Origin of the sequence: Actinacidiphila epipremni (assembly GCF_012034175.1) — a bacterium.
Classification (GTDB): Bacteria; Actinomycetota; Actinomycetes; order Streptomycetales; family Streptomycetaceae; genus Actinacidiphila; species Actinacidiphila epipremni.
The window spans coordinates 24,457-37,877 of record NZ_JAATEJ010000023.1 but is presented as its reverse complement, the minus strand read 5'-3'; the positions used below and the strand labels follow the sequence as shown (position 1 = coordinate 37,877).

The window sequence follows — 13,421 nt, the reverse complement described above, 5'->3', positions numbered from 1 at the left end:
GCGGGGACCTCATGCGTCGCGCCGCCTGAGCAGCACCGCTGCTCCTGCGAGCGCCACCGCCGCATAGCCGCAGAACACCGCGAAACCCGTCCACGGCGCCAGCGTATGCGCCTCCCGGTGCAGGGCCATCACGGACTGGCCGGCCGTGCTCGGCAGCCACTGGTCCACATGGTCGCCCCACGACGCCGGCAGCGCCTGCGCCAGGACCGGCACGACCAGCAGCAGTCCGAACACCGCCGCTATACCGCCCGCGGTGTTCCTCAGCAGCGCGCCGAGCGCCACCCCGAGCAGACCCACGACCGTCAGATACAGGCCCACTCCCATCACCTGGCGTATCTCCCCCGGATCGCCCAGCGAGGCGCCCAGATGCCTGCCGGACAGCAGCGCCTGGCCGAGCAGGAACGCCATGAGCGAACCCGCCGTCATCAGCAGCCAGGTGACCGCCGCGAACAGCCCCGCCTTCGCCCACAGCACCGGCAGCCGCCCCGGCACCGCCGCGAACGTCGCCCGTATCATCCCGGTCGCATACTCCCCGCTGACCACCAGCACGCCGAGCACACCCACCGCGAGCTGCGCCAGGAAGTAGCCCCGCAGGCTCGTCATCCCGGGCCGGAAGGCGGCCTGCTCACGTGCCGTCATATGGTCCCAGTGGCCTGCGACGAAGCCGGAGAACAGTGCCCCGAGCCCCACCAGCGCCACCACGGCGACTATCAGCGTGGCGAAGGTGGACCGCAGGCTGCGCAGCTTGATCCACTCCGAGTGCAGCACCCGCAGCTGCGTCACCTCGCCCTGCCGGGCCCGCCCCGGACGCGGGGGTGTGCCGCCGCCCGCCGTGGCGGCGCTCATGGTCGTACTCATGCCGGCTGTCCTTCCCGCTCGCGCACCGGAGCCTGGTATTCCACGGCGTCCCTGGTCATCTCCATGAACGCCTCCTCCAACGACGCCTGCTGCGGCGTCAGTTCGGCCAGGGCTATTCCGGCGTCCGCCGCCGTCCGGCCGATCCGGTCGCTGCTCAAACCGGTGACCTCCAGCACCTCGCTGCGCTCCGACGTCACCGCCACCCCGGGGGCCGCGAGCAGCCGACGCAGCCGGTCCGCCTCGTCGGTGCGGACCCTGACCGAGCCGCCGGCGCCCTTCACGAAATCCGCCACCGTCATGTCGGCCATCAGCCGGCCCCGGCCGATGACGACCAGATGCTCGGCCGTCAGCGCCATCTCCGACATCAGGTGCGAGGACAGCAGCACCGTCCGCCCCTGGGCGGCCAGGTCCTTCAGAAGAGTGCGGATCCACCGGATGCCCTCGGGATCCAGCCCGTTCACCGGTTCGTCCAGCACCAGCGTCGCCGGGTCGCCGAGCAGGGCGCTGGCGATACCGAGCCGCTGGCCCATACCCAGGGAGAAGCCGCCCGCCCGCTTGTGCGCGACCTCGCGCAGACCCACGATGTCGATCACTTCCTCCACCCGGCGGCGCGGGATGCCCGTCGTCGCGGCCAGCGCGAGCAGGTGGTGGTAGGCGCTGCGCCCGGTGTGGACCGCCCGCGCCTCCAGCATCGCGCCCACCTCGTACAGCGGCGCGCGATGGCGCGCGTACTCCTTGCCGTTGACTCTCACCCAGCCGGACGTGGGCGCGTCCAGTCCGAGGATCATGCGCATGGTCGTCGACTTCCCCGCGCCGTTGGGCCCGAGGAAACCGGTGACGACGCCGGGCCGGACGGTGAAGCTCAGCTCGGTCACGGCGGTGCGCTCGCCGTAGCGCTTGGTCAGTGCGTGCGCTTCGATCATGGTGGTCCTCGTCAGGGGTGCGCGGGTCGGTCGATCAGGATGTCCCTATCGTCCGTTCTCGCCGCCCCCGCCCGCGACGGCCCACGGGCTGATTTCCGGGCCGCGTCCGTGCATCCCCGGGCGGACCCCGCGTACAACACCTGAGGTACGCCGTCCGGGCAGCCCGTACACGCCAAGGGCCGCCGCCACGGCGATCCGCGGCGGCGGCCCGGTGACCGCCCGGCGGTGCCCGGCCGATGAGGTTCGCCGGGCACCGCTCCTGCTCGTGCTACTGCTCCTGCGGGGGCGGCGGGTAGCCGTACCCCTGCTGCGGATCCTGCGGCGGCGCCGGCCAGCCCTGCTGCGCCTGGGGGGCCTGCGGCTGCGGCGCCTGCGGCTGGAACGGCACCGCGGGCGGCTGCCCGGCCGGCCCCGCCTGCTGGTACGGCTGCGGCGCCTGCGGCGGGACACCGTACTGGCCCGGCGGCACCTGCCCCGGCTGCATCGGCTGCCCGTACGGCTGCGGCGCCGGCTGCCCGAACGGGCCGGGCTGCCCGGGCTGCCCCGGCGCCGGGTAGCCCGCGGGCGCCCCGCCGTACGGCCCCGGCGCCCCGAACTGGCCCGGCATCGGGGGCGCCTGGACCGGCGGCGGGTTCTGGCCGTCCGCCGTCCACAGCCCCTGCGCCTGCTGGGCCCGCGCGAAGTCCTCCGCGACCATCGCCGAGAGGTTGAAGTACGCCTCCCGGGTCTTGGGCCGCATCATGTCCAGATCGACCTCGGCGCCGGCCGCCAGGTGCTCGTCGAACGGCACCACCTGCACGCCCCGGCAGCGCGTCTGGAAGTGCGCGACGATGTCCTCGACCTTGATCATCTTCCCGGTCTCGCGCACCCCCGAGATCACGGTGATGCTGCGCGCCACCAGATCCGCGTAGCCGTGCGCCGACAGCCAGTCCAGGGTCGTGCTCGCGCTCGACGCGCCGTCCACCGACGGCGTCGAGACGATGATCAGCTGATCGGCGAGATCCAGCACTCCACGCATCGCGCTGTAGAGCAGACCCGTGCCGGAGTCGGTGAGGATCACCGGGTACTGCCGCCCCAGCACGTCGATCGCCCGCCGGTAGTCCTCGTCGCTGAACGCCGTCGAGACCGCCGGGTCCACGTCGTTGGCGATGATCTCCAGGCCGGACGGCGCCTGCGAGGTGAACCGCCGGATGTCCATGTAGCTGTTCAGATACGGGATGGCCTGCACCAGGTCGCGGATCGTCGCCCCGGTCTCCCGGCGCACCCGGCGGCCGAGCGTGCCCGCGTCGGGGTTGGCGTCGATCGCCAGGATCTTGTCCTGCCGCTCGCTCGCGAGCGTCGAGCCCAGCGCCGTCGTGGTCGTCGTCTTGCCGACGCCGCCCTTGAGGCTGATCACCGCGATCCGGTAGCACGACAGCACCGGAGTGCGGATCAGCTCCAGCTTGCGCTGCCGCTCCGCCTCCTCCTTCTTGCCGCCGAGCTTGAACCGGCTCGGCTGCGCGTTCGCCCCGGGCTTGCGGGGCTTCGGCTGGTTGCGCAGGAGCCGGTCGGAGGACAGCTCCACGGCCGCGGTGTAGCCCAGCGGGGCGCCGCCCTGCGTCGTGCGCTGCCGCTGGTCGGGCGTCACCGTCGGCCAGCCGCCCGAGCGCGGGTCGACCGGCGCCGCGGGGGGAGCCGGGGGAGCAGGCGGTGCCGGGACGCCGGGCCGGCCCTGGGACGGCGGGGCCGGCACCTGCGGCGTCGGGGCCGCGGGCCCGCCGGCCACCCGCGGGTCGAGGCCGTGCGCGGGCACCGGCAGGTTCTGCGCGGGCGGCTGCTGCGGGAAGCCGTAGCCCCCCTGGGCCGGCAGAGGCCGCAGCGGCCCCGCCGCCTCCGCCTCTCCACCCGTCGCCGGCGGCTGCCCGCCGTGCTGGGCCGGCGGGAAACCGTAACCGCCGCCCTGCGCGGGTGGCTGCTGCGGCTGCCCGCTCACCATCTCGCCCTGCCCCTGCTGCGGCGGGAAGCCGTAACCCGGCTGCGTGGCAGGGGCGTTGGGCTGCGGCTGCTGCGCGGGCAGGCGCAGCGCGGGCTCTTGCGGGAAGCCGTAGCCGCCCTGCGGGCCGGGAACCGCCGGCGGCGCGGGCGGGTTCGGGGCGGCCGGCGGGAAGCCGTAACCGCCCTGCTGCGGGGCGGGCGGCATCGGTGCGGGCGGCGCGGGGGCCGGGAAGGCGGGGTGCGGGTGCGGCGCGGGCGCGGCGGGTCCCGGCGGCGGGGGATAGGCGGCGGCCGGCCTCTGCGGCTGACCGCCCTGCGTGACGGGCGGCGCGGCAGGCGTCGGGAAGGCCTGCGAGGACTCCGGTGTCGGCTGCTGCGGCTCCGCGCGCTCGAAGTGCGGCGGCAGCGGCGGCACCGCGCTCTGCGGCCCGGGCGGCGCCCACGGCGCCGGCTCGCCGGCCGGCTGCTGGGGAGGGGCCCAGGCCGGCGCGTCCTCAGGCGCGGGAGCCGGTGCAGGGGCCGGTGCAGGGGCCGGCTCCGCGACCGGCTCCGGCGGCCTGGCGTCCTGCGGTTCGGGCGCTGCTTCCCCGGCTTCCTCGGCGGCGGGCGCTGCGGACTCCGCAGCCTCGGAGTCCGCAGCCTCCTCCTCCGCGGGCCGCTGCGCCAGCGGCCCCGCCTGCCCGACCTCCTCGATCCGTACCCCGGCCCGCTCCTCGATCTCCTGCCGCAGCGCCGCGGCGGTGAACCGCACGGTCGCACGCGCCTCGGACTCGTCCGCCTCCGGCTCGGCCTCCGCCGACGTCGCCTCGACGGGGGCCGGTTCGACCGGCGCCACGGGCCCGGTCTCCGGCTCGGGGACCGCGGCCCGGGCCGGGGGCGCGTCGGGCGTCACCGGGGTGCCGGACCACACCGGCCGCGCGGCAGCCGGCTCGGGCGCCGCAGCCGACCACGCGGCCCCGCCCGCCAACGGCGAGGCGCCCGCGGCCGGTTCCTGCGGCACCCGCGGCGGCAGCGGCTCCCACCGCGGCACCTGGGTGGTCGCCGGCTCCTCCTCCGGCGCGGGGAACGGCGCCGGTCCTGCCTGGGGTTCCGGCACGGCCTGCGGCTCGGCTGCCGGCGGAGGCGCGGGAGCGGGGGGCGCCGGCGGCACCACGGGCTCGGACTGCGGCGGCTGCGCAGCCGCCGCCCCGCCACTTGCGCCGCCGTTCTGCATGTACCAGGCCGGCGGGGTGAAGTCGAAGCGGTACTCGCCCGTCATGTCGCCTTCGGCCGGTTCGTCGACAGGGGCGGCCCCGCCCGCGCGGTCGTCGTCCCGATCGCTGTTCACTGTGCCTCCCGGTCTGCGTCGGGGAGTCGACCGCAGCCGTCACCCCGCCCCGTGCGCCGCAGGACGAGCGCCCTGGGCCACCGTCCTGCCGCTCTCGACACACAGCCTAAACGCCGGGGCACGTCCACCGTCAGGCCGTCCGCACCGCTGCGCCCATTCCCGCGCGAAACCTCCGCGAACGGGCGCCCGCGGTCAGTCGATCCGCCGCGCCTCGCCCAGCAGGCCGACCTCGGCGTCGGTCGGCTGCAGCAGCACGAACTGCCGGTGCTGCGGGGTTCCCCAGAGCATCACGCCGTCGCCCAGCGCCGGCAGCGCCGCCGTCTCCTCACGGGTCAGCCGCAGTACGCGCGCCAGCACCTCCGCCTCCTGCGGCGACACCCGCTGGATCCCGACAAGACCGGCCTCGCCCAGCAGCCGGGGCGCCTGTGGCCCGAGGAACGGCAGCAGCGTCAGCACCGCCTGCCACGGCGCCTTCGCCAGCCTGCTGCGCGGCGGATACGTACCGCAGTCCCGCACCACCAGCACCGGACTCGACACCGTCGGCCCCTGCGACGGCAGTTCGCGCACATCGTGGACCGTCATGCACTGCTGCCCGCCTCCCGCCTGCTGCGCCAGCGGCGTCCACACCTGCGGACGGGCCGACTCCACCGCCACCCGCGCGCCCGTGCCCACCGCCCGCAGCGCCAGCACCTGCGCCGTCCACACGCTGCCGATCACCACGACGTCCAACTGCGCGGGCCGGAAGAAGCCCAGCACCGCCGGATTGCCCGCCTCGTCGATCCCGGCGACCACACCGTCGTCGCCGAGCGGCAACGACATCGTCTCCAACTGCGTCGCCGACAGCCCGTGCCGGTCCCGCCGCGGACCGCGCAACCCGAAGCCGGGCATGGCCTTGCGGCGCTGCGCCGGCACCGCCTGCTCCTGGTCGCCAGCCGGCCGCACACCTTGCCGCGGCATCCGGTACATCGGTTGAGAGGTCATCAGCTGGTCCCTCCCAGCGGCAGCGTCGCCAGCACCCCGGGCAGCTGCTCGCGGTCCAGCCGCATCAGCCCCACCTTGTGCCGGCGCGCCACCTTCTCCAGTTCCCTGCGCGCCACCGTCAACTGCCGGTCGTCGCGCGCCGTGATCCGCACATACGCGCTGAGCGCCGGCGTCTGCCCCGTGCCACGGGTCAGCGTCAGCGCGAAACTCCCCGCCATCGCGGGTATGGCGGTGAGCGCCGTGACCGTACGCGCGGTCGGCATCGCCCCGCCGCCCTGCGGCCAGCGCCCCACCCAGTACGTGGTGTGCCAGCGGTCGTCGCAGCGCCAGGCCCGGCTGCGCTCCTGCGTCCTGCGCTGACCTGTGCCGATCCGCCCGGCGAGCGCCGTCGCCAGCGGGTTGACGCCCGCCGACGTGGCCAGGGCCGCCGTCAACTCCTCCTCGTCCAGCACCGACGCCTCGAAGCCCGCCCCCGCCAGCCGGCTCGCCAGATGGTCCGCCGCCCGCAACACGGCCCGCTGGGCGCCGCCGAGCCCGCCGCCACGCGCCATCACCGCCTCCGGGCACAACTCCGGATCCAGCTTCAGCGCCACCCACGTCACGCGGATCGCCGGCGTGCCGTACTGCGCCTGGAGCGGACCGTACGACACCGCGGCGACCGCCTGCGGCGGCAGATGCGGCGCCGGCGCCGGCTGCACGTGCTGCACCACCTGCGCCGAGGCCAACGTGATGTCGTCGACCTCCAGGGCGTCGTAGAGCAGCCCCAGCGGCATCGGCCGCGCCGTACGCAGCGGCTCGTCCCGCGACTGCACCAAGAGCACCGCCGTCAGGAACGTACCGTCGCCCACCATCCCCACGCTGCGCTCACGCCGCCGCCCCGAGAAGGTGTACGTGCGCAGCGCCGGCTCGCACTCGGCAATAGGCGCAAGCGCAGGGTCCAGCAGCCCGGCCGCGGCGGACCCCGCCGTACCGCCGGCCGAGCGCCCCGCCTCCTCCGCCGCCGCACGCTGCCTGCGGCGCATCGCCAGCACACTGGCCAGCCACTCCGGCAGCGGCCTGCCCCGGCGCCGCAGCACGGCCGCCGCCACGAGCACCACGGCGACCACCGACAGCGGCACCAACGCCGCCCGCCCGACCGCCGCACCGATCAGCACCAGGGCCGCCGCGACCTCCACCAGCGCCAACTGGTGCAGCCGCACCGCCCCTATCCGCCCCGGCCGGGACCGCAGGTGCACTGCGGCCGGCGCAGGTCCGTGCCTGCGATCGCGGCGTGCTGTCGTAGCGGTGCTCATCCCCCAGCGCCCTCCGTCGTGCGGCGTCTTGATGTCCGCTCACCGTACCGGTGTCATAGGACATGCGGCGCACCCGGCATAGTAGGGGACCGACCCTGCCCACGCGACGGCACGGCGTACGCGGGCAATGGGTCCCAGCCGACGTCACCCGGGGGAAAACGGAACGATGGCCTCACGCAAGGAACAGCTCAACGCCTACACCTTCGCGCGCAAGCGCGTGGTGGCGGCCTTCCTCCAGCCCAGCCCCGCGGGCTCGGACGAAGGCGCCCCGCGTCCGCTGCGCGCCCTGGTGCCGGGCATCGTCGTCGGTGCCGTCCTGCTCGCAGGCTTCGGCGCCTGGGGCCTGATCAGCCCTTCCGTGCCGCACGGCTGGGACGACCCGGGCAAGCACGTGATCGTCGCCGACGAGTCCACGACGCGCTACGTCGTCCTCAACGACGCCGACACCCACAAGCCCGTCCTGCACCCCGTGCTGAACATGGCCTCGGCGCGGCTGCTGCTCGACCCCGGCAACTACGACGTCATCAAGGTCAAGGAATCCGTCCTCGACCACAGCGGGCTCAAGCACGGCGCCACCATAGGGATCCCGTACGCCCCCGACCGCCTGCCCAGCACCGCCGACGCGGCCAAGCCGAAGGTCTGGGCCGTCTGCGACCGCCCGGGCGGCGGCACCGGCGTCGGCGCCCAGCAGGCGGTCTTCGTCCTCGGCGGCGACGAGGCCGGCGCGGTGGCCGGCGCGTCCGCTCTCTCCGGCGACCAGGTCCTCTACGTCAGGGACCAGAACGACACCAAGTACCTCGTCGACGCCCAAGGCACCAAGTTCCGGCTCGGCGGCACCGGCGTCACGAATCCCCAGCAGGTGGAGCTGCTGCTGCGCACGATCTTCGGCGAGGGCGCGCAGCCGCAGACCGTCACCGACGCCTGGCTCGGCACCCTCGACAGCGGCACGCCCATCGCGTTCCCGGTGATCGAGAATAGCGGCACCAAGACGCAGGCCGCAGGGGTGCCCGCGGACGCCGCGGTCGTCGGCACCGTCCTGCAGGCCCAGAGCGGCGCCGGGGTGCAGTACTACGTCACCACCAAGGACGGCATCGCACCGGTCAGCCGCTTCGGGGCGCTGCTGCTGCTCCAGTTGAGCAACAAGAGCGACGCGCACAAGATCGCCATCCCCAGCAACCCGCGACCGGAGTTCCTCCCCGCCGACTGGCCCCAGGGCGACCCCGCGCAGGTGAACTCCACCGCGGGCGACGCGCCCCGCGACGTCTCGTGCAGCGTCCTGCACGGCGGCGCCACCGCCACGTCCGGGCCGAAGCTGACCATGTGGGCGGGCAAGGACTACCCCGAGCAGATCGTCGAGGGCACCGCCAGCGCATACGTCACGCCCGGCAGCGGCCTGCTCTACCAGGAGGTCGTCGGACACGACGTCAGCGGCGGCACCCTCTACCTCGTGACGGACACCGGCCTGCGCTACGCCGTCTCCCGCAACAACGACAGCGCCGCCGCCAACAAGGCGGCCAACTCGCAGCAGGAGACGAACCAGGCCGCCGTCCGGCTCGGCTACCAGGACGTCAAGCCGATGTCGATCCCGTCCGTCTGGTCCGAACTTCTCCCCAAAGGACCGGCGTTGGACACCACAAGTGCAGCACAACCGCAAGGATCGTGACAGCACCGTGAACACAGAAGCCGGTAAGGTGGATGCTGGTGGTGTCCGTGACCACCGGTGCATGGGGGAGGGGTGACGCTCGGATGAGAGCACCGATCGAAGGCGGCACAAGCCTGCACGTCGCGCTGGAGGACCTGCGCAGCTTCAAGACCCGCGTCGACGGCCTGCTGGAGGAACTGGACGGCTCCGTCGCCGCGCCGAAGAAGATCGGCGAGGACCCGGTCAAGGCCGCGCAGATCGGCAGCGGCTTCGGCGAGGCGAGCGACCTGATGAAGGCGTATTCGTACGTCCACAGCCAGCTCGAACAGCTCTCGCAGACGCTGGCCGCCCAGATCGAGGCTATGAGCCTCTCGCTGCACATCGGCCACTCGACGTTCAAGAACGTCGACCTCGGCACGCAGCGCAAGCTCCTCGACCTCAACGACCAGATCATCCAGGCGTACGACCCCAAGCTGGACCCGAACGCCCCCAAGACGACCGACCCCGCCCACCCCGCCAGCGACACGCACGGCACCAGCGGCACGAAGGGCACGGGATCCGACGCGGGCAGCCGAGGCGTGGGATGACGTCCACGACGACGTCCACCGGCACGGTCCACGGGCGGTGCACCGGCATCGCGACAGACGCGACACACGACGGGGGCAAGGCATGACCGACACGACAGGGGGAAGCGGCGGCGGGTTCTTCGGCAATGTGGCCAAGGCCGTCGAGAACGCGCTCGACTTCTCCCGCACGGATTTCGAGTCGTTCTCACACGAGGAACTGCTGGACATGATCCAGCACGCCGACCCCGAGGCGCTGTCCGGCTTCGGCGAGCGCCTCACCACGGCGGTCACCAAGATCAACCAGATCGGCACGGACCTCAACGACCACATCGCCTACGTCGACTGGGACGGCACGTCCGGCGCCGCCTTCAAGGAGTGGGGCAAGAACGTCGCCAAGTCCACCCTGGCGCTGGGCGACTACGCCGACTCCACCGGCAAGGCCCTCACCGCGGCGGCCGACACCCTCCGCACGGTCAAGCGCGACATGCCGAAGGTCCCCGCCGCGGCCAAGTCCACGTACGACGCCCTCCACGCCGACCCCGTCGCCCGCCACGACCCCGACGGCCAGAAGGAGATCTCGCAGGCCCACACGCAGCTGGAGACCGCCCGCATCCAGGCGGCGGACCAGATGCACAAGCTTGCGCAGTCGTACTCCTTCTCGGCGGCGATCATCAACACCGCGCAGCCGCCGACGTATCCGCCGATGCCGGCGACGTTCGTGCCGCCGGCTGATGTGCGTGACTATGGTTCCTCGACCTACAGCTCGATCAGTGGTCCTTCGGCGACTCATGTCTCAAGCGGTAGCGGAGGCACCTCGCACGCTGTGCAACCCGCTCAGCACAGCGAGCTGGAAAAGGTCTCCGTCTCTGGTGACGTCTCGCATGTGTCGAAGGCGGGGGCGCCGGTTTCCTCCGTCCTGGACGACAATCCGCTGCCGGTCACGCACATCCAGTCGACTGGGCCGCTGGCTCCGGTCGCGACGGCACCGCCCGGCCCGGGACCGGCGCCCAACACGACTGGGGGGAATGGTCCCTTCACCGTGGGACCCACGATCGGGCCCGTGCAGCCGGTGGTCACCAACCCCAGCCAGCAGTACGCCGGTGGCGGCCCGTCTCTGCAGAACCAGCTGCGCAACGTCGAGTCGATCAACACCGGTGGACCACGTAATGCCACCGGTATCACCCCGCGTGCCCTGCCCAAAACGCCTGTTGAGGAGATCGGCGGAACCTCGCCGGTGCGGCGCGGGCCGACCAACGGGATCTACGGCGGTCGTCCTACGAACGAGCCTTCGGCGTTCGGTGGCCGCGCTCAGAGCCAGGTGGCCCGTGGCAGTGTGATCGGCGGGCGGGGCTCCGCGGCCCGTATGCCTGGCGGCGCTATGGGCGAGGGCGAGCCCGGCATGGGCGGTCGCGGCGCCATGGGTCGCGGTGGCGCTTCGGGCCGACTGGCGAGCGAGCCGGGCGGCGTCGTGGGCCGCACGCCGGCCTCCGAGTTCGCGCCGGGCACGAGCCGACCCAACCGAGACCGGCGCCGTAACGTCCAGCGTCCCGACCACCTGATCGAAGAGGACGACTGGATCCCGACTCGTGACGATGTTGCGCCGCCCGTTATCGACTGAGGCCGATCGCAGGTCGACCCAGTCCACGCCACCGAGGAGAAGCGCGATGAACCGCCGGGCACGTACCCGGGTACAACGTGCCCTGGCAATTGTCGCAACCAGCGGCGCCCTGGTGCTCGGCATCGGGGCGCTGCCCGCGCAGGCGCAGACGTTGCGGCAGATGCAGTGGCATATCGATGCGATGCGGTTGCCCGAGGCGTGGAAACTCAGCCAAGGTGCCGGCATCACTGTGGGCGTGATTGACACGGGTGTCGACCGTACCGTTCCTGACTTGGTGGGACAGGTACTGGCAGGCGTGAGCTACACGTACCCGGTCAGTTCGCCGTACAAGGACAAGGACGGTCACGGAACGGCGATGGCCAGTTTGATCGCCGGTACTGGGGCCGCTGACGGCAGTACCGGTGCCATCGGCGTCGCTCCTAAGGCCAAGATCCTGCCGGTCCAGGTTTTCAACGATCCCCGCGACACCAATGAGGCAGCCAGCGCGCAGAGCTTCACGGTGCAGTTGGAAAAGTCGCTCCGGTACGCGGTGGACCACGATGCGCGGGTGATCAACATCTCGCAGGGGGTGCCGGCTACCTCTCTGCGTCCTCAGGACATTGCCGATCTCCAAGGCGCCGTGGACTACGCTCGATCCAAGGGCGCCTTGATCATTGCCGGCACGGGTAACTCAGGCGAGACGGGTAGCCCGGTTGCCTACCCTGCCGCGAGCCGAGGCGTAGTCGGGGTCGGGGCGCTGGACAGCAGCGGAAATCCCCTCTCGCTTTCCACCAAGGGGCCGCAGGTAGACCTTTCCGCCGTCGGCAAAGGCATTGTTTCGGCTTGCCCCAGCGGTATCCGTCCCAACTGTGTCAACACCGGCACAGGCACCAGCGACGCCTCCGCCCTCACCTCCGGCTCCGCCGCCCTCCTCTGGTCCGCCCACCCCGACTGGACCGCCAACCAGGTCCTGCGGGTCCTGCTGAACACCGCGTCGAAGCCCACCGACGGCGCGGAGCGCAATGACTCGATCGGGTACGGGGCCGTCAGGCCGCGGGTGGCGTTGGAGACGCCGGGGGATCCGGGGCCCGCCGATGTGTATCCGCTCGCGGAGCACGAGGGGTGGAAGCAGTCCGCGGAGCCGTCCGCGACGGCGACGTCAGGGGCGGAGGGGACGGGTGCCCCGGCGCCCTCGGCGTCACCGTCGTCCGCCGGCACGGCGGCGGGGGACGGGGCCGGCGGTGGGGGCGGCGGCGCCACGCCGTGGATCGCGGCCGGGGCGGCGGTCGTGGTGCTGGCGGCGGGCGGGACGTTCCTGGTCGTCAGGCGGAAGCGGCGCGCGGCGGCGTTTGTACCGCAACTGTCACAACCTCCGCAGCCGCCGCTCCCTCCGCAGCAACCGCCGTATGGTGGTGGCTACAGGCAGCCGCCGCCTCCGCCGTACTAGGGGCAACTGGGACCACAGGGTGTCCTGTTGGGCTCAGAAGGTGTTGTGGCTAGAGTGAGCGGGTAACGTATTCGCCCACGACGACGTAGACGCGATTGCATGGGGGAGGGGCAGAATCCATGACTGCCGGAATGAAGGTCACCGCCGCATCGCTGGCCAAGCTCGAGAGTGACATCTACGACATGGTCGGTTCGATGGACCGTCAGGTGAAGGCGCTCCAGACGGTGATCGACAACCTCGAGGGCCACTGGCGCGGTATCGGCGCCAACGCCTTCAACGCGCAGCAGTCCCTGATCAACGAGGACCACCGTGTGCTGGCCATCCTGCTCAACAAGATCAAGGACGCCGTGCACGACACGAACATCACGTCGAACGCCACCGACGAGGACGTCCTCCAGGACATGAAGAGCATCGACATCAACGGCAGCGCCGCGGGCAGCGGCATCGCCGGTCTGTGACTCCGAACTTCACCCGCACATCGCAAGCCGCACACTCTACTTCCATGGGGGGTACTCATGTCCGATCCCGGTGAGCTCAAGGTCACATACGCCTCTCTCGACGAGGCTGCCGGTGCCATCAAGCACCAGGCCGGCCAGCTGCAGAGCGACCTGGAGAACCTGCTGACCCGCGTCCGCGCGGTCGCGTCGTACTGGGAAGGCGACGCGCAGACCGCCTTCCACTCCGTCGCCAACGAGTGGGCGAACCGCACCCACCACATGCACGACGTGCTGGAGTCGATCGCGAGCAAGGTGCAGATCGCCAGCGGTCACTACAACGCCGCCGACAAGAAGGCCGCGTCCTACTTCGGCTGAGT

At 72.5% G+C, this 13,421-nt stretch carries 11 protein-coding genes; 6 read left to right on the top strand and 5 right to left on the bottom strand.

What is annotated here, in order from left to right:
* Nucleotides 1–9: 9 nt before the first annotated feature.
* From HCN08_RS24915 to eccE, 5 genes are all read right to left on the bottom strand, one after another.
* Complete coding sequence (locus HCN08_RS24915) at nucleotides 10–858, bottom strand: ABC transporter permease (protein WP_240970421.1); 849 nt, start codon at nucleotides 856–858, stop codon at nucleotides 10–12.
* Nucleotides 855–1,781 carry an ATP-binding cassette domain-containing protein gene (locus HCN08_RS24910; RefSeq protein WP_167985476.1) on the bottom strand — a complete coding sequence of 309 codons (927 nt, stop codon included), beginning with the start codon at nucleotides 1,779–1,781 and terminating at the stop codon, nucleotides 855–857. Before HCN08_RS24910 ends, HCN08_RS24915 begins: the two co-directional genes overlap by 4 nt.
* Before the next feature lie 268 nt (nucleotides 1,782–2,049).
* Complete coding sequence (locus tag HCN08_RS24905; protein ID WP_167985475.1) at nucleotides 2,050–5,082, bottom strand: SCO5717 family growth-regulating ATPase; 3,033 nt, start codon at nucleotides 5,080–5,082, stop codon at nucleotides 2,050–2,052.
* 192 nt (nucleotides 5,083–5,274) lie between these two features.
* Entirely contained in the window at nucleotides 5,275–6,063 is a 789-nt protein-coding gene (locus HCN08_RS24900; RefSeq protein WP_407648879.1) for a hypothetical protein, read from the bottom strand.
* The gene (eccE, locus tag HCN08_RS24895; RefSeq protein WP_167985568.1) at nucleotides 6,063–7,262 is read right to left on the bottom strand and encodes a type VII secretion protein EccE; all 1,200 of its coding nucleotides are present in this window, start codon (nucleotides 7,260–7,262) and stop codon (nucleotides 6,063–6,065) included. Before eccE ends, HCN08_RS24900 begins: the two co-directional genes overlap by 1 nt.
* A gap of 259 nt (nucleotides 7,263–7,521) precedes the next feature.
* Here eccE and eccB point away from each other — a divergent pair, with 259 nt between their 5' ends.
* From eccB to HCN08_RS24865, 6 genes are all read left to right on the top strand, one after another.
* Nucleotides 7,522–9,018, top strand: coding sequence for a type VII secretion protein EccB (gene eccB / locus HCN08_RS24890; protein WP_167985474.1), 1,497 nt, complete (start codon nucleotides 7,522–7,524; stop codon nucleotides 9,016–9,018).
* An 83-nt stretch (nucleotides 9,019–9,101) separates the two neighbouring features.
* On the top strand, nucleotides 9,102–9,584 hold the full coding sequence (locus HCN08_RS24885) for a hypothetical protein (protein WP_167985473.1): 483 nt from the start codon (nucleotides 9,102–9,104) through the stop codon (nucleotides 9,582–9,584).
* Between the two features lie 82 nt (nucleotides 9,585–9,666).
* On the top strand, nucleotides 9,667–11,181 hold the full coding sequence (locus HCN08_RS24880; RefSeq protein ID WP_167985472.1) for a WXG100 family type VII secretion target: 1,515 nt from the start codon (nucleotides 9,667–9,669) through the stop codon (nucleotides 11,179–11,181).
* 46 nt (nucleotides 11,182–11,227) lie between these two features.
* Complete coding sequence (gene mycP, locus HCN08_RS24875) at nucleotides 11,228–12,607, top strand: type VII secretion-associated serine protease mycosin (protein WP_167985471.1); 1,380 nt, start codon at nucleotides 11,228–11,230, stop codon at nucleotides 12,605–12,607.
* 119 nt (nucleotides 12,608–12,726) lie between these two features.
* A complete protein-coding gene (locus HCN08_RS24870) occupies nucleotides 12,727–13,065 on the top strand; it encodes a WXG100 family type VII secretion target (RefSeq protein WP_167985470.1) in 339 nt (112 codons plus the stop codon).
* Nucleotides 13,066–13,122: 57 nt separating this feature from the next.
* Nucleotides 13,123–13,419, top strand: a complete 297-nt coding sequence (locus HCN08_RS24865; RefSeq protein ID WP_167985469.1) for a WXG100 family type VII secretion target — start codon at nucleotides 13,123–13,125, stop codon at nucleotides 13,417–13,419.
* Nucleotides 13,420–13,421: the final 2 nt, after the last annotated feature.

Coding starts and splice junctions, on each gene's coding strand:
- HCN08_RS24915 (WP_240970421.1), bottom strand. CDS start 858: ATGAGTACGACCATGAGCGCCGCCACGGCGGGCGGCGGCACACCCCCG.
- HCN08_RS24910 (WP_167985476.1), bottom strand. CDS start 1,781: ATGATCGAAGCGCACGCACTGACCAAGCGCTACGGCGAGCGCACCGCC.
- HCN08_RS24900 (WP_407648879.1), bottom strand. CDS start 6,063: ATGACCTCTCAACCGATGTACCGGATGCCGCGGCAAGGTGTGCGGCCG.
- eccB (WP_167985474.1), top strand. CDS start 7,522: ATGGCCTCACGCAAGGAACAGCTCAACGCCTACACCTTCGCGCGCAAG.
- HCN08_RS24885 (WP_167985473.1), top strand. CDS start 9,102: ATGAGAGCACCGATCGAAGGCGGCACAAGCCTGCACGTCGCGCTGGAG.
- HCN08_RS24880 (WP_167985472.1), top strand. CDS start 9,667: ATGACCGACACGACAGGGGGAAGCGGCGGCGGGTTCTTCGGCAATGTG.
- mycP (WP_167985471.1), top strand. CDS start 11,228: ATGAACCGCCGGGCACGTACCCGGGTACAACGTGCCCTGGCAATTGTC.
- HCN08_RS24870 (WP_167985470.1), top strand. CDS start 12,727: ATGACTGCCGGAATGAAGGTCACCGCCGCATCGCTGGCCAAGCTCGAG.
- HCN08_RS24865 (WP_167985469.1), top strand. CDS start 13,123: ATGTCCGATCCCGGTGAGCTCAAGGTCACATACGCCTCTCTCGACGAG.